We start from the raw sequence: 15,884 nt of genomic DNA, 5'->3' as shown, positions 1-15,884 counted from the left end.
GAGTTAAATCTTCTTCTTTGTCTTACCAACAATCTCAAGCTAACTGGAATTAGAACGAATGTGGAAAACTGTCGTAGCCTCGATCAAACACCTTCTCAACATACGCATACTTGGTCTGATAAATGGAAAGCCATCACATGCCACATCAATCGAAAATGCCCTTCCGCCCCCCTTTTGCATCCGAGATGCTTCTGCGTTAGACGCTATATGGATAATCAGGCTGTATGAAGATGGCATGGCCAACGGACACTTCGCGCCGCAACCAAGTCAAATTATCTTTCTGATGATTCGTCAAGTAATCCACCGTGGCACAATTTGTCGGCAGGTTGATCGCAAGAGGAAGACCTACAACGAGACCATTAAAGCGTGGATCCGCGTTGCTGAAATTGAAGGCAATCCAGCTGGCTTCCTCTTAAACGCAGAGCGTGAACCCGGAAGTAAGGAAATTGAGCTTTATCAGATGGCGACCTGCGCGCAATACAAGCGTCAACTTGTCGCAACAAGGCTCGTTGACGATACTCGATCTACAACAGCGGGGCATCGTCTCTACGCACGCTGTTATCCGAAGTCAACTCATGCATACAGAATGCTTATTAAACAGGGCTTCAAACACTACAACACCCTCCCCCGTGGCACGCGAGAATTGAGATTTGATTGGACTGAAGCCGCCCACGAGAGTAACTGTCATTTCACAGCAAGCTCGGAATCTTCCTCTTCGCAACCGGTCTAATATACCGCGCCAAGGTTACGTCCGACCGATGTCCAGTTTGTTCCCGGATTTGATATGGCTGTAGTCCGACCATCGCGGCCTCAGTACAATAGCCAGCCCGTAGGCTATGTCCCGCAACCATCTTCGCAGCTCCGTCGCCAGCCATCATTCGCACAGATGTCTTAACTACCAAACCAACAGACTGCGGCGTCAGCGCCTTGCTACCCACGATCTGATCGTGCCGGTTAATTGGCCTGAACATTGGGCCAGCGACAATCCCAGCCAGCTCAAGCCAATTCTTCAGCACCATCACCGGACAGCGACTACCTCTTGCATACGGGATGAATACGGTTCGTCCTACGCCCTCTTGGTCTGTCTTCGACCGTCGAATCAACAACTCTACTCCCTCTTCGAATTGCGTCATTTCTTCGTATTGCAGAGCAACAAGTTCAGAACGCCGGAACGCACCGGCAAATCCAATAAGCAGAAGCGCCTTGTCACGCGCAGCCTTCATTGGCGCCTGCTGATCGATATGGACCATCATTTCTAGCAGATCGTCCTTAACTAGGGCTGTCACGCGGCGCTGCTTGGTGCCTAATGTTCGACGAATTCCCTGCATGGTCCGCTTGACCAGATGATCCTTCATCGGCGAGTCCTGCCCTTGATCGGCATGCGCCCTGTGGATAGCGATAAGGCGATGTTGCAGAGTGGCGACTGCTAAAATACCGGCAAAGCTCGCCAGATATTCGGCGACCATTGCAGCACTTGCGGGTATGGCGCCACCATGCTGCATGAAATGACGAATGTCCGCGTCGTATGACCGCGTGGTGGCGCTCGACTGTGCCGCCGCTGAATAGCTAACCACAAGCGCCGATGGCGTCGCCTTCGGCGTTTTAAGTGACTTCCCTGCCTTCATTGTCGTGAGAAGTTTTGGAAAGGGCTTCGTTAAAGTTTTCATGTTTGCTTTCGGTAGAGACAGTAACGCGTTAGCGATAGTTGCAGGAACAAAAAACGGCACCGCAGAGGGTGCCGTTACGTAATGTGGAGTGCGACAGTACGCATCCACAAAATTTACCTATTAAGCACTGCACGAGGGATCAAGCCCTAGGCATTGTTTTAATACTCTGAGGGTAGAAGTAACGTTGTCACAGAGCGGTCGGCCTCCGTGATAACCCAGAGCTTTTCGTCAGAGATTTTGTATGCTGACAATATCCGGAATCCATGAAGAATCGCGACACGATTTGCTTGCTCATCCTCCGAACATATCGATCCAAAATCCCCCGACTGATGCCGAGCTAAATAAGTGGAAGCATTCGCACCTGCTCGGTCAAGTAGATCTAATGCCCCAGGTGTAGCTACCGTCGCACCCAGAGCAAAGAGAGGAGAGCGATGTGTGACTGTCTGCTCCGTGTTGTGCGGTGGAAGGCGTCTACTGCAACAAATTTTCATATCATCCTTTAATGGTAAGAAGTTACGAACGTGCGTACACCAACCTCAACAGAAAAAGAGGTTCACGTGGTCGCTGAATTTGGAGGTGTGAAATACAGCAGGTCAGAGTGTTTTCCAACCTGCTTGCAACTTGGTTGCAGGCATCGATTTAAGCAAAGATGCCGTTAGGCGAAAGGGATTGTAGGAATTGGTTAAAGTGGATCCAACCGTCAAGACAATTATTTCCCGAGTTTAAGCTATGGTCATGACCCTGCTTGCAGCGGAACAGCGCTGCCCTGTCTTGCTTAATTTTCGACTCCCACGACAGTGGCGGTGATCGCGGCGGGCTCCCTGCAGGGCGGGTTTTGGGGCGGAGCCCCATGCTCCCCAGCACTGCTTACACTTGCCACTGGTGCGGCTTGCGCCGCTGTTTTGACGGACGCGCCGCCGTATTTGTCGACGATCATCGCGCCGCCACCCTTGCCGCTTGCGTACACCACATCCGGCGTCTGATAGTTCAACGACTGGTGCGGCCGCTCCTCGTTGTAGAAGGTAAAGTACCGCGTCAGCCCGACAGTCAGATCCCCCATCGTCGCGTATCCGTTTAGGTACACGTCTTCGTGCTTGACGTTGCGCCACAGCCGCTCGACGAAGATGTTGTCCAAGGCGCGGCCCCGGCCGTCCATGCTGATGGCAACTCCTTCCCGGATCAAGACTCCGGTGAACGCCAGGCTCGTGAACTGGACGCCCTGGTCGGTGTTGAAGATAGCGGGCTTGCCGTGACCGATCAGCGCCTCTTCCAGACAGTCCACGCAGAATGATGCGTCCATGCTGTTGCTGATGCGCCAGGACAGTACGCGCCGCGAGTACCAGTCGATGACCGCCACCAAGTATGCAAAGCCGCGCGCCAGCCTGATGTACGTGATGTCGGTACTCCAGACGTGGTTAGGCCGGACGACCGCCATTCCGCGCAGCAGGTACGGATACACCTTGTGCCCTGGATGGCGCACCGTCGTGCCCGGACCCGGCGCCATCCCCGCCAGGCCGATCATGCGCATCAGGCGCTGTACGCGCTTGCGGTTGACCAGCCACCCCAGCCGCAACAGGATCACCACCATCCGCCGACTGCCATAGAACGGATGCCGGGTGTACTCTTCGTCAATCAACGCGCACAGCGTCAGGTCGCCTTCGTCGCTTCCCGGCGCCTGACGCGGCCGATACACCGTCGCCCTCGACACGCCGACCAGCTCACATTGGCGCAGCAGGGAAAGCTTGCCTTCCCGCTCAATCCATCCCAGCCGCACCGCGCCGCTTACAGGCCGGACTTTTTTTTAAGCCAGTCCAGTTCCATCTTCAGGCGCCCGATCTCGCCGTAGAGCCGGTCCTCGTCCTCGTGCGCCGCGTCTACCTTGGGGCCCCGCTTGCCCTCGAACAAGGTCCCGGCGCGGGCAAGAATTTCCTTCTTCCACTGGCTCACCATCACCGGATGAACGCCGTGCAGTTGGGCAATCTCATTGACCGTCTTGACCCCGCGCACGGCCTCAAGTCCGACCTTCGCCTTGAACTCCGCGCTGTGCACTTTCCGCTTCTTTGCTTCCGTCATTCGCTGCCATCCTCCGTTGAGGACCATAGCTTAAACTGCTGTCTCAAATCGTGGATCCACTATAGGTAAGCGAAGTGGGATTACTTGCACTCAGAGGTGGCTGTGGCCAAGGCCTCTTGCCGCATCAGCTCCTCCATTCCAGAGCTGGAACGAAATTCTTCACCAGCGGCTCGGGCACTTGCTGCAGCCTGTTCAACTTCATTGGAATGCTGCTTCTCCCAAGCCATCAGTTTCGTTTCGACGCAAGGTGACAAGTTAGGTGAGGCGTTTTGACCTTTGACTTCCTCTTCACTTGCTGCTGGCGGTCTTACTGCAACAGTAGAAGATGCAGATTCCTGATGATTGGTTTCCTCGCGAATTGAGGCCCACTCATTGGCATCACGCATAAATGCTAGCTGCCCCAACTCTCCCCTTAACCGCCAGCCGCTTTCTGATTTGACTAGCTCACCAGCACCCGAGATATCATACTTTTTCGTTGGTAAGCCACGAATACGCGCATCTGATAATTGCGCAATGACGAAATGGCAGCCGAGATAGGCTGCTTCTTTTCCATGATCCACATACCTGCGCAGTGTTTGCTCTGGCGTAGCCCTTAGAGTTAATTTAGCTGAAAAATCTACTTGGTACGAATCCTCAGTTGCAATTCCGTCCACCTTGCGGACATCACTTACTGACCATAATGGGCAGTTCGAAAGCTCAGCCATTACATACGGCTCTATATCCGATGCACCCGGCTTCGACTGGACACATGCAGAAAGTATGCAGATCGAGCCGAGCATAATCGCTCCCTCCATGACTTTATTCATTCCAAGTAAAAATGGAAGTTTTCGACAGTCCATCCGGCCCTTCGTCGTGTTCAGTTGCATGATGCTCCTCATAGATAACGTTGAAAAAACGGCTGGCGAATTGGCCTTCGATCCTATTCAAACCCGCCCGCCCTGATGGATCTGCGGGAGGCTGATTCGATAGCCGCGATGCATTCGTCCCGTTTTTGCTTGTTTGTGAATGTCATTGCCCGCGAACCAAATGCGCCATGTACATACAGGCTCTTGCCAGCTTCACGGGTGATCTTTGTAATCCCGGACAATGGAATGCTGTCTACGGTTCCCATATCCTGTAGGAAGCGAAAACTCAGGTAGTCAGCAACGCCGTAGCTGGCCATGTCGCATGGGAGCAGCACCCGGTCTTGCAAGGGATCTACAAGAACGCCGAAATAGGTTGCTGCGAGCCAGCGAGCAACCTGATGCCCTAAGTAGAGGCAAAGGAGACCAATGCACGGCACCAAGACAATGCTGAAGTACCACTGCCAATGTGCAAACCAAAAGATCAGGTATGCCGACACAATGGTGATACCGCCCCCAACACCCAGCGGATACCAAAGGCTTGCAGTATCGAAAATCCGCTGCGATGAAGCGTTTGCGGCGAAAACCCTTTTTAGCCGACTGTAGTGTCTCCATGCAAAGATAAGGAACGGGATGAAGAGGATCACTCCAAATGCGATATACGCATCACTATCGTCTTTCTTTTTTGCTGCCAATTGAATCTCCCTAATGAAGAGCACAAGAATAATCAAATCATGAAATAACACTTTGAGTTTGATAATTGTCTCACGGAAATTATCTTAAGCAAACTCAAAGTGGGTGGAGTTGCGTATCAAAAAAATGGATGCTTCGCCGTGTGACAAGCATCCAACCAAAAAAATGTGACGCGCAGCTCCTCTTCGCTGCCAATATGAGACGCATACGCCTCGCCAAATCTCTGACTCAAGAGAAGGTCGCCGAGTATGCCGAACTCCACAAGAATTACATCTCATCCGTTGAACGCGGTGAGAGAAACATTTCAATCTGCAATATCGAGCGCATCGCACGCGCCCTGGGTGTGTCCATGGCAGAGTTGCTGTCTCCCCCACCGCCGCAGGAGTAGCTAAAGCCGGACGCTTTACCCAGCTAGATAGACGAACGCCCTGTCACTTCTTCGTCGATGAAGCGATCTTTCCCATCGGATGTACTCCGATGTACCAGGCAGGCTGCAACACATCAAGGTCAGTACGGACCTGCAACTTCACATCTGCTGCGGCAGGATCAATTGCGTAGGTCACGATTTTTGCGTCGTGACTCGCCTTAGCCTTATGGATTACAACAAAGCGCCCCATTTCCCAGTCAGTGTCGTAGTCGACCAGCGCCATGCAGAGGTCCGGCAATGTGGCCGTACCCGTGCATTCCTTCCACACGGTCGCCACCCAGCCATATTTGGCAAAGATACTTGCAAGAAATTCGGCATCGATCCAGTGGCTGTACGGGCCGATAGCTGGCATACCAAGCTCCTCTGCCTTTTTAAAGACATCTTCGATCGTGGTAGAGGCAATGATCGCAATCGATGCGAATGCATATGCGTGGCGATCCTTGGTTCCGACATGCTTGAATGCCGGTTGAAATCCTGCGGTGTTGGAAGTAACTACGCTAGGAAGTGTAGGTAAGGTGCTCATGTTTATTCCTTGAAATGATAAAAGAAGCGCGCAGCAATGCCAGCCGAACGAGCGGCAACCAAGATCGGGCTGTAATGGCATTCGGGGATTGCTGAAGCATCGATCTACCGTCCTTGTCTCGGAGGCGACCTGAACAGACTTGCGGCACTGCGCGATGAATCGAGTTCGGCACCATGAACGATGCGTAGCTTGAACTCGATATCAATATTTTACCATAACGACAATGTTTCAATAAGAGCAAATAACTTTGCAATTTTCAGCGTTTCTCCAGCATTCAGGAGGGCTTCCCCTTGTATGTCGGCGCATGCTCACTAAGCAATACGTGCTCGCAATGCCAGAGAACGCCATAAAACGGCCAGACAAGCTCGTAATGCACGTGACACGACACTTGACAGCGCCGATGATGCCAAACGCCGTACAACGCGGGATTTGCAAGTCCTAGTTAGCGGCATATTCGAGGCGCTGTAGATAGGCTCCCCAGGTTGCCAACGCTTCGCTACGTTCCGGAAAATATGTATGAACATCGTAAATGCCTTCAATCCCAGGAAGCTTATGATTCAGGCACATTTCTGTGATATCGCGCGGAATACCTAATGCACGCATATGACTTTTCGCCGTGGAGCGCAGGTCATGAGGAGTAAATCGCCTGACAGAAGGCGAATATTCCGTGAGCCAGAACTCAATAGCGGCTCCGATGGTATTGGGATTGATAGGCGCATCACCACCAAACTTCCTCTTTCGTTGCTCTGCTCTGCTAGGCAAGATAAAGGCAGAATCACCGCTCAGGGTCTTCAACTCCGTCAACCATTCCAAGACCGGGCCTGACAATGGGATTTGCATACCTGGCCCCGTTTTCGTAGAAGGCACGCTCCACACTGCGGATTCAAAATCAAACTGTTCCCAGCGAGCATTGCGGAGTTCGTCAGACCTTACGGCAGTTCCTAGTAGCAAACGAACAGCCAAGGCATTCTCCCGGTTCATTTTCGCTCTAAGAACGATCCGTAACTCAGCCTCAGACAGCATCAACCTGAGACGTACAGGAGGACGCCGACCAAGCAATGCAGTAAGCTCGATGCCGACACAAGGGTTGGCCGCTACCAGCTTCCTGCCAGCGGCATGCCTGAACAACATCCGCGCAGTTGAAAGCAGTGTCCGCGATTCACTCCAGGGGGCATCGACAAACTCGATCAGCTCAACGATATCCATCGACGACACCTGAGAGACCGTCAATCCGCCTAGCCGATTTTCGATGCGAACAAGACTGCGCCCATACCCCTTTTGACTACTCACAGAAAGGTCTACTAATATCTTCTCGCGGTAGTCCTCGATCAGCCGGCGGACCGTCCAATCTTTCAATGCCAAGGAGACCATACGCCGCTTTTCTGCCGCCGGATCGCCCCCTTGATCTATTTCCACCCGTTTTTCCCGAGCCGTCTTTCTTGCAGCAGCCAGGCCTAAGTCTGGGTAGTTTCCAAGGGTAAGCTCTCGGACACGGCCTCCATACCGATATCGCAATATCCAGGATGCGGTACCCCTCATGGATATAGTAAACGTCAGGCCATCCCCGTCAGACCTTGCCAGCGGCACCGGAAGCACAGTTACCTCATCTGTTAATGGATCGCGTATAGTGGGTGCGAAGCCATTTTCTACAGCCCTCAGCCAGTGCTGTAATTGCATGGCATCAAGTCGGTCTCTGTTCTTGATTTTTGTTGTCATATTTCTGCCCATCGAACGTAGCTACACAATTAGCTACACATAATAGTGACAACATTAATAGACGTCAATAGACAAATATGGATATTAAATCAGTAAAATCAATGACTTATGCAAAATCATTAGACATCAATAGATGTCGACAGACACTAAAAATACAATACGACGTCATCCTGATGTAGCCATGCCAGGCACCACCGCCTTCTGGCGCGACCCGGCCCTGCCCCATGTGGAGAGCCGACGCGCCTGTCACAGCCGCGCCTGCTACAAGCCACACAGCCATCCCACGTATTCCATCGGCGCCGTCGATGCCGGTGGCAGCATCTTTACGGGCAGCAAGGACGGCAAGGTGCCACTCAGTAACGGCAGCCTGGTGCTGGTGCCGGCCGGCTGCGTGCACGCCTGCAATCCATTGCCCGGCGCACCCTGGAGCTACCAGATGCTGCATCTCGATGCGCAGTGGCTGCAAACCCAGGTGCCGCAGCTGTGCGCAAACAACGCCAGCGTGCTGCACGCGCCTGCCCTGTACGCCCAGTTCTGCGCCATGAATGCGCTGCTGTTCTCGCCTGCACCCGCGGCCGACAAGCAGGCGGCGCTGCTGGCATTCCTGCATGCTTGCGCCAGCGCCAGCGCCAGCGCCAGCGGGGCGACTTGCCTTCCTTCCACAGCGGCCATCATTCCCACGCACCTACGCCCGGCCCTGGCAGCCCTGCAGGCACAGCCGCTGGCCAGCCTGGAGCACTTGGCGCAACTGGTCGGCATGAGCCGCTTCCAGCTGATCCGCGCCTTCCGCACCGCCACCGGCATGACACCGCATGCGTATCAACTCAACCTGAACGTCAACCGCGCACGCGAGGGCTTGCACACGAGCAGCGCCGTAGCCGATATCGCCTACGCGCTGGGTTTTGCCGATCAAAGCCACCTGCAGCGCGTCTTCAAGGCGCATACGGGCATCACGCCTGGGCGCTATCGCGCTTAGGAGCCTGCAATTTTCTTCAATACACGCCGCTGCTCCCCCTTGCATACTCGCGCATCGCCATTGCCGGAGCCGTGTTTCATGCAGGATTTTCTCTTCATCGCCGCCGCCCACTTCCTGGCGCTGCTGTCTCCAGGCCCCGACTTTTTCCTCGTCGCCCGCAGCGCGCTCGCGCATGGCTGGCGCCACGCGAGCGCTGCCTGTATCGGCATCGCGCTAGCCAATGGCGTGTTCATCGCGGCGGCCTTTGCTGGCGTGGCCGTGCTGCGCCCGGGCAGCACCCTGTTTACAATAGTGCAATTAGCCGGCTGCGCCTATCTGCTGTACCTGGGCTGGCTGTTCCTGCGCCATGCAGGGTGCAGCAGCCAGGATGTGCCCGGCGCTACCACGCACGGCGCGGCAAGCTGGCACACAGGCCTGGGCATGGGCTTTATCTCCGCCATCCTGAATCCGAAGAATGCGCTGTTCTATGTCAGCCTGGCATCCGTGGTCGCCAGCCGGCATACCAGCAGCGGCTGGGTGCTGGTGTACGGCGCGTGGATGGTGTGTGCCGTGCTGGCGTGGGATTTGGCGGTGGCGCTGGCCATTGGCAACGCCGCGCTGCGGCAGCGCTTTGCGCGCGCGCTGCCGACGCTGGAACGGCTGTCCGGCGTCATGCTGATCTTGCTGGCGGCGGCGCTGCTGGTGAATCTGGCCAAGATGATACTCAGCAACAGCGCGTGAGCACGGCAAAAGTTGACTTGGCATGATGCCTGAGGAACGATGTGGTCGATGTGCAAGCAGATTGATGCTTGCCGCCCTTCCTGCTGCTACTCGTGTCCTGGCAGCGCTTTTCTCGCATAAAAGGTCGCTACGCTGTCGATTTCCTCGTCCGTCATCGGCCGCGCCACATTGCGCATTTGCTGTTGCCCGTCGTTTTTTCGCCGACCGTGTTTGAAGTCTTCCAACTGCTGCACCAGATAGGGTTTCGGCATGCCTTCCAGCCAGGGCGCGCCCAGTTTCTGGTCGACGCCGCCATGGCAGGAAATACAGGGTGCGATGTTGCGCATGGGGTCGCCGACACGCACCAGCGCAGGCAACGCTTCGTCGTAGGTGGTCGGTGCGGTGCGTGCCTTGGGCAAGCTGGCGTAGTAAGCCGCCAGGTCCGCGATGTTCTCTTCGGTGAGACTCATGGCCAGCGCCGCCATGATCGAACTTTGCCGCTTGCCGCTCTGGTAGTCGAGCATCTGCTTCTTGATCACTTCGGGATACTGTCCGGCCAGGTTCGGTGCGTCGGAGCGGCTCATGCCGAGGGCGCCGTGGCACATGGTACAGTTCAGCGCCAGCGTGGCGCCGCGCCCGACCGACGCCGATGACGCTGGCTTGGCCATCGCCGGCAGCAAAACTACATTGGTGGACACGGTCGGCGCATCTTGACCGCGCTCAGTGCCGGCTATCCACTTGCTGGGCACGCCGGCGGCGCGGCAGATGCTGTCCCACAGGCCCTGGGCGCGGAAATCCGCCTGCGCCGAGGGCAGCCAGACAAAAGCGACGATGGCCGCCACAATGGTGAGCAGGATCAGGCCCACAGTGCTGACCCATCCCACGCGATTGGTTTTGGAGAAAAATCCGTGCTCTCGCATTATCGCGCTCCAATCGGAACAATGGGGACGATGGCCTCCGGCGTCAGCGCCAGCTGCAGGATGGGGTAGCCGTAATTGACGACCGTCAGGGCGATCATCATGGAGACCCATAACGTAAAGCCGTTCAGGGCGGCCGGCACCCTGGCGTGGGGATGGACGGCCTGGCTGAACGAGAATGCCGGCGCTGGCGCATCCTGCCGCTTCGGCGTCGCCAGGATGTAGATGAACAGCGCGGCCGAGATCACCAGTATCAGGCCGCCAAAGGTCGACATCGTGACCGTGATGGCCTGCGGCGCCAGCAGCGGGTGCGTGTAGTCATAATAGGCCATGCGGCGCGGCGCGCCCAACAGGCCCACCAGATGCCACGGCATGGTCAGTATCATCATGCCGATAAACCAGGTCCACAACTGCGTTTTCATCAGGCGCGGCGACAGCGGCCGGCAGGCGCGCAACTGGGGCCACAGTTCATACGCCACCATGAAGTACATGATGACGATGGCGCCGGCAAAAATCAGGTGGAAGTGGCCGGTAACCCATTGCGTGTTGTGGATCGATTCATTCAACTGATAACTCATGTTGATGAGGCCGCCCGCGCCGCCGAAGCCCAGCATGATGAACGCCAGCGTCACGGCCAGCATCCATGGGTTACTCCACGGCAATGCTTTTACCCAGCCCACAGGCCCTTTCCCCCCGCGCAGCCGGCCCACGATCTCGGCCGAGGCGACAATGGTAAACACGGTGAGCAATGTCGGGATGGACACCATGGCCGTCATGACGGCATGCACGAACTTGAAGCCCGCGCCCACCTGCGGGTCCGCAAACAGGTGGTGGATGCCGATCGGCATCGAGAACACCAGGAACAGGGCGAATGCCACGCGGCCCATGGTGTCGCTGTACAGCCGCCCGCCGATGGCCCGGGGGAACAGCGTGTAGAACGCGATATAGGCCGGCATCAGCCAGAAATACACGATGGCGTGCAGGGTCCACGAAAACAGCACCCGCGCCAGACCCACGTTGATGGTGTCGGTAAAACCCGTCGACGCGGGCAGAATCAGCACCAGGATTTCCACAGCCGCGCCAACGGACGTCCACGCCCATAGATAAGCGCCTGCCACATTGCCGAACATGGCCAGCGGTATCGCGGCGCCGGGGTTGGCTTTTTTCCACGCTCGCAAATTGATGAACATCAGCGCCACCCAGATCCACGAACCCACCACCACCAGCACGATGCCAAGATAATAGAAGGTGCTGCCGATCATGGGCGGGTAAAAGGTATACAGCACCGACGACTTGCCTGCCGCCGTGGTCAGCGCGGCCATCAGGGTGCCCGCGATCACCAGCCAGAAACCGGCCCATGCCCAGCGCAGGCCGATCAGGGGACGTTTCAGGGCCAGTTCCGTGATGGCGTAGCCGAAGCCCATGGCCACCAGGGTCGGCAGCACATAGGCCATCACCGTGCCATGGGCCGTCACGGACCGGTAATAGTGTTCAGGGTTGTTGACCCATGGAGATAAGGGGCTGCGCACGAACATCTGCCATTCGCCCAGCAAGATGGCAGCGAAGAAGGCGACAAACGCCACCCAAAAGTGCGCCAGCACGAGTTTTTTAGCCAGGTACACAGCTGAGCCTTTCTGCCGCTTTCGCTTTGGCGAAAAATTCTTCGGATGGAATCACCTGGAATTTGGCCCACATGGCCTCGTGCCCGGTGCCGCAGTATTCATGGCAGGGCATCAGCTGCTCGCCGGCTTTGGGAAAGGTGGTGGTGAAGGTCGAGATAAAACCAGGGATCAGCATGGTGTTGGCGTTGGTCCTGCCGACTACGAAACCGTGGATGGCGTCGGTGCTGGTGCCGCGAAACGTGACGGGCACGCCGGCCGGCACCACGATGCATTGCGGCGCAAACGAATACTGCTGTCCGATCAGCCGCACCACCACGCGGCCGTCTTTCTCCACCGCCGTGCCCAGGTTGCTCTCGACGAATTCGCCCTTGAGATGCAACGTCTTGATGTCGATGGTCTCGACGCGCGACGGCGGCATCGCAGCCCAGTGCAGGCCCGTAAAGATCATCATCGCCAGCAGCAGCGCGATGATGGCGACCACGATATAGACCCAGCGCCGCTCGGCTGCCACGGCAACCACCTCGGACGCATGGTGCAGGTCTGTGGAGGAATGAGGTTCGGTCATTGCACGGTCCCTCGTGGCAGGTAGACGAGCCAGTAAAACAGGAAAAAGATGGCGACGACGATAAAAGTCGCAATGCCCGCCACCGCGAAGGTGCCCGAGGGCCCACGGCTGACTATCTCATCGATGCGTTTATCGAGCTCATCAGGCTCATCTTGACCAGGCGTATGCATGCGGCTCCTCTACTCGGGCAGTAATTTGCGCAAATCATTGACTTGGGTGGATGTGACGGGCGTGCCGCTATTACCCCAAGCGACACGGATATAGGTGACGACGGCGGCGACTTCATCGTCGTTCAGGATGTGCGAGAACGGCGGCATGCCGTGCGGCCGCGAATTTTTTTGCGTGCCCGGCGGGTAGCCGCCATTGAGCACCATGCGGATCGGATTGACGGGCGTGGCCATGGTGATGGAACGATTACCCGCCAGGATGGGGAACGAAGGCGGCTGGCCACGGCCTTCCGTGCCGTGACACATCGAGCACTGCGCCACATACACCTTGCGGCCCGTTTCCATCACTTCCGGATCGACCAGCCGCGCCTGGCTGGTGGGCGGCGGCGTGTCGTCTTTCTGCGGCAATGCCTTCAGATATACGGCCATCGCTTTCGCGTCTTCATCCGTCATGTATTGCAGGCTGTTGTAGACCACTTCGGCCATCGGGCCATACACGGTGCCCCGGTGCGACACGCCCACTTGCAGCAGGTCGGCAATTTCCGAGATTTCCCAATCCCCAAGGCCAGCTTCACGGTTCGAGGTCAGCGAGGGCGCATACCAATTTTGGTTCGGAATCATGCCGCCTTCGAACGCCTTCGATTCGCTCGACCCACCGAGGGCGTTGACCGCCGTGTGGCACATGGCGCAATGCCCCAGCCCCTTGACCAAGTACGCCCCCCTGTTCCACTCCAGCGTTTGCGCGGGGTCGGGCCGGAACTCGCCCTGCTTGAAATACAGGGTGCGCCAGCCGATCAGCAACTCGCGGTTATTGAAGGGAAAGCGCAGTTCGTGTTCGCGGTTCTTCTGCTTGATGGGCGGCACCGACATCAGATAGGAAAAGATGGCGTCCGAGTCGGCGCGCGTCACTTGCGTGTAGGAGGCAAACGGCATGGCCGGGTACAGCAGCGTACCGTCGCGCGACACGCCCGTGTGCATCATCCGGTAGAACTCGTCCGGCGTCCACAGGCCGATGCCGGTGTCGTCGTCGGGGGTAATATTGGGCACGTACAGGTTGCCAAACGGGGTGGCCATGGCCCGCCCACCGGCAAACACGGGGCCGTTGGGCACGGTGTGGCAGGCCACGCAGTCGCCCGCACGCGCCAGGTACTCGCCCTTGTTGATCAGTTGCGTGGAGGCGCTCTGTTCCGATTTTTTCTGATTGGGCAACTGGCCGGGGCTGAGAAAGTATAGCGCGGCAGCCGCGACGAGCGCCAGGATCAGCAATGCAAACAGGATTTGGAGACTTTTACGCATGGAGTTTCCCTACCGTTGGCTGCCGCAAGCAACTGGCATGCGCACGAGGTTGGACGGTTCCGGGGAGGCATCGGCCGGCGGGGTTTGCTGGGCCAGCCAGGCCGCGACTGCCGAGATGTCGGCGTCGGACAGGCGCGTGGCGATGCGTTTCATGCAGTCGGGTTCGGCGGCGCGCCGTTCCCCCACCCGCCATCGCGTGAGCTGAGCCACGATGTAGGTGGAACGCAGGCCCGCCAGGCCAGGAATGCCCGGCTCCATGCCCGTCAGGCTTTTGCCATGACAGGCGATACAGGCCGGCACGCCTTTGGCGCTATCGCCGGCGGTGGCCAGCAGGCGCCCCCGTTCGGCCATGGCCGCATGCGCCACCGGTTTTTCAGGTGGCTGGAAAGCCGGGCGCTGGGCCGCAAAGTGCTGCGCCATTTCCTTGAGATAGGCGTCGGGCAGATAGGCCACCAGATAATTCATGGGCGGATAGCTGCGCGTGCCGTCGCGGAACCCGACCAACTGGTTATACAGGTAGCCGGCGGGTTTGCCCGCAATCCGCGGGAAATAACCGTTCGCCGTGCCCTGTCCCTGCTGGCCATGGCAAGTCACGCAGCCCTGGACGCGGGCCTCGATGGAATCGAGCTTGCTGAACGCAGGGATGGCATCGACCGGCTGCTTCGGTTGCGCGCCCGCATACGCCGCACAAAAAAGCAGTAATACGCCTGCCAGGGATTTTGCGACATGAGGCATGGGGTACACTCTCCAAAGGAAAAGTATGCTCTTGCAGCGTTGAAGCGGATGACAAGGCCTGGTGAAACCGGGCTACCGATCAGCCATGCGCATGCCAATATCGCGCATGATGTTATGCGATTAATGTGGGAAAATTAACAATTGGATTTAGTCTAGCACTGTTTTTGCGCGCACAATTGAGTGTTGCGAAATTTTAAAATCGCTTCATCAACGTCAAATTTCTGCGCAAGCGGCCGATGTAGCGTGGAGGCAAAGAGGAGTTCTGGCGGGGAATGCAGGGGCGCTGCTGCTGAAGTTGTTCTGCAGCAGCGCTGGAGTGTGGGCAGATCAGTCAGCAGCAGGATCGAGGTAAAACACGGCATACACCTTCAAAGGCGACGTTTCCGTGGCCTTTTCCGAACGCACGACGGAGCAGTCGTCGGCGGCCAGGCTGCGCCAGTTCTGGATGCCAGCCTTGGCAAACATGGCATGCGCAGGTGCATTGGCGGCCAGGTCCAGCACCAGGCATGCATTGCGCGGGCCGGTGGGCGCGTAACTGATGGCGCGGATTTCAATGCCGAAGGTCGTCATCCACGCTTCCCACAAGCCTTTTTCCTTGCCGGCTGCCATGCGGTCGAGCATGTCGCCAAGATTCAAGCCTTTCTTGACGGTGCTGCGCAGGGCGGCCAGCGATGGCGCCAAACGGGGATCGGGCTGCTTGTTACCGGCACGGATCTCGGCAATCGCCTTGAGTTCCTTGATGATGGCCGCGTCGCGTTCAGTGTAGTCGCGCATGCGCGCATAAAACTCGGCGTCGAGGAAGGGATTGGTGGTCAGCTTGGCGACGCCCTCTTCGCGGCGTTTGGTCTTAGGCGTGGTGGTTTTAGTCATGGCGATAGAGGGCAAGAGAAACAATGAGGGGCGCCAGTGTACCACCTTGCGGCCGCTTGATCCCGGCTCTGCGGCGGTTCGGCCACATCTGGCGCT

Annotated in this window: 16 protein-coding genes and 1 pseudogene; 4 read left to right on the top strand and 13 right to left on the bottom strand. The window is 57.2% G+C overall.

Annotation, left to right across the window (positions count from 1 at the left end; all coding sequences use genetic code 11):
• The first annotated feature begins 235 nt into the window (after nt 1–235).
• Complete coding sequence (locus ACQ4W6_RS14200) at nt 236–730, top strand: hypothetical protein (RefSeq protein WP_436567825.1); 495 nt, start codon at nt 236–238, stop codon at nt 728–730.
• Here ACQ4W6_RS14200 and ACQ4W6_RS14195 read toward each other — a convergent pair.
• The 4 genes and pseudogenes from ACQ4W6_RS14195 to ACQ4W6_RS14180 form a co-directional block, all read right to left on the bottom strand.
• Entirely contained in the window at nt 690–1,667 is a 978-nt protein-coding gene (locus tag ACQ4W6_RS14195) for a site-specific integrase (RefSeq protein ID WP_436567824.1), read from the bottom strand. The genes ACQ4W6_RS14200 and ACQ4W6_RS14195 overlap by 41 nt on opposite strands.
• A gap of 910 nt (nt 1,668–2,577) precedes the next feature.
• Nucleotides 2,578–3,740 (bottom strand): annotated as a pseudogene (locus tag ACQ4W6_RS14190) (IS3 family transposase); the annotation flags it as partial.
• Nucleotides 3,741–3,820: 80 nt separating this feature from the next.
• Nucleotides 3,821–4,606 carry a hypothetical protein gene (locus ACQ4W6_RS14185; RefSeq protein WP_436567823.1) on the bottom strand — a complete coding sequence of 262 codons (786 nt, stop codon included), beginning with the start codon at nt 4,604–4,606 and terminating at the stop codon, nt 3,821–3,823.
• Nucleotides 4,607–4,659: 53 nt separating this feature from the next.
• Nucleotides 4,660–5,277: a hypothetical protein gene (locus tag ACQ4W6_RS14180; RefSeq protein WP_436567822.1), complete on the bottom strand. Its 618-nt coding sequence runs from the start codon at nt 5,275–5,277 to the stop codon at nt 4,660–4,662.
• A 128-nt stretch (nt 5,278–5,405) separates the two neighbouring features.
• Between ACQ4W6_RS14180 and ACQ4W6_RS14175 the strand changes: the two genes are divergently transcribed.
• Nucleotides 5,406–5,663 (top strand): helix-turn-helix domain-containing protein, encoded by a 258-nt coding sequence (locus tag ACQ4W6_RS14175; RefSeq protein ID WP_436567821.1) that lies wholly within the window; start codon nt 5,406–5,408, stop codon nt 5,661–5,663.
• Nucleotides 5,664–5,706: 43 nt separating this feature from the next.
• Here the strand turns inward: ACQ4W6_RS14175 and ACQ4W6_RS14170 are convergent, their stop codons facing one another.
• Together ACQ4W6_RS14170 and ACQ4W6_RS14165 are read right to left on the bottom strand one after the other, a co-directional pair.
• Complete coding sequence (locus tag ACQ4W6_RS14170) at nt 5,707–6,225, bottom strand: hypothetical protein (protein WP_436567820.1); 519 nt, start codon at nt 6,223–6,225, stop codon at nt 5,707–5,709.
• Between the two features lie 438 nt (nt 6,226–6,663).
• Nucleotides 6,664–7,941, bottom strand: coding sequence for a tyrosine-type recombinase/integrase (locus ACQ4W6_RS14165; RefSeq protein ID WP_436567819.1), 1,278 nt, complete (start codon nt 7,939–7,941; stop codon nt 6,664–6,666).
• Nucleotides 7,942–8,122: 181 nt separating this feature from the next.
• On the opposite strand from ACQ4W6_RS14165, the gene ACQ4W6_RS14160 reads away from it, so the two are divergent.
• A complete protein-coding gene (locus ACQ4W6_RS14160; RefSeq protein WP_436567818.1) occupies nt 8,123–8,917 on the top strand; it encodes a helix-turn-helix transcriptional regulator in 795 nt (264 codons plus the stop codon).
• Between the two features lie 78 nt (nt 8,918–8,995).
• Nucleotides 8,996–9,637 carry a LysE family translocator gene (locus ACQ4W6_RS14155; RefSeq protein WP_436567817.1) on the top strand — a complete coding sequence of 214 codons (642 nt, stop codon included), beginning with the start codon at nt 8,996–8,998 and terminating at the stop codon, nt 9,635–9,637.
• 86 nt (nt 9,638–9,723) lie between these two features.
• Here ACQ4W6_RS14155 and ACQ4W6_RS14150 read toward each other — a convergent pair whose 3' ends face one another.
• From ACQ4W6_RS14150 to ACQ4W6_RS14120, 7 genes are all read right to left on the bottom strand, one after another.
• Nucleotides 9,724–10,536 (bottom strand): c-type cytochrome, encoded by an 813-nt coding sequence (locus tag ACQ4W6_RS14150; protein WP_436567816.1) that lies wholly within the window; start codon nt 10,534–10,536, stop codon nt 9,724–9,726.
• Entirely contained in the window at nt 10,536–12,155 is a 1,620-nt protein-coding gene (locus ACQ4W6_RS14145) for a b(o/a)3-type cytochrome-c oxidase subunit 1 (protein ID WP_436567815.1), read from the bottom strand. The genes ACQ4W6_RS14150 and ACQ4W6_RS14145 overlap by 1 nt, the downstream gene beginning before the upstream one ends.
• On the bottom strand, nt 12,142–12,720 hold the full coding sequence (locus tag ACQ4W6_RS14140; protein WP_436567814.1) for a cupredoxin domain-containing protein: 579 nt from the start codon (nt 12,718–12,720) through the stop codon (nt 12,142–12,144). The genes ACQ4W6_RS14145 and ACQ4W6_RS14140 overlap by 14 nt, the downstream gene beginning before the upstream one ends.
• On the bottom strand, nt 12,717–12,890 hold the full coding sequence (locus tag ACQ4W6_RS14135; protein ID WP_436567813.1) for a hypothetical protein: 174 nt from the start codon (nt 12,888–12,890) through the stop codon (nt 12,717–12,719). The genes ACQ4W6_RS14140 and ACQ4W6_RS14135 overlap by 4 nt, the downstream gene beginning before the upstream one ends.
• 9 nt (nt 12,891–12,899) lie before the next feature.
• Entirely contained in the window at nt 12,900–14,183 is a 1,284-nt protein-coding gene (locus ACQ4W6_RS14130; RefSeq protein WP_436567812.1) for a c-type cytochrome, read from the bottom strand.
• 9 nt (nt 14,184–14,192) lie between these two features.
• Nucleotides 14,193–14,918 carry a c-type cytochrome gene (locus tag ACQ4W6_RS14125; RefSeq protein WP_436567811.1) on the bottom strand — a complete coding sequence of 242 codons (726 nt, stop codon included), beginning with the start codon at nt 14,916–14,918 and terminating at the stop codon, nt 14,193–14,195.
• 327 nt (nt 14,919–15,245) lie between these two features.
• Complete coding sequence (locus ACQ4W6_RS14120) at nt 15,246–15,788, bottom strand: hypothetical protein (RefSeq protein ID WP_436567810.1); 543 nt, start codon at nt 15,786–15,788, stop codon at nt 15,246–15,248.
• Nucleotides 15,789–15,884: the final 96 nt, after the last annotated feature.

The sequence above is a fragment of the Janthinobacterium woesei genome (assembly GCF_051380875.1).
Taxonomy (GTDB): Bacteria; Pseudomonadota; Gammaproteobacteria; order Burkholderiales; family Burkholderiaceae_D; genus Janthinobacterium.
This window is presented reverse-complemented; position numbering and strand designations above follow the sequence as displayed.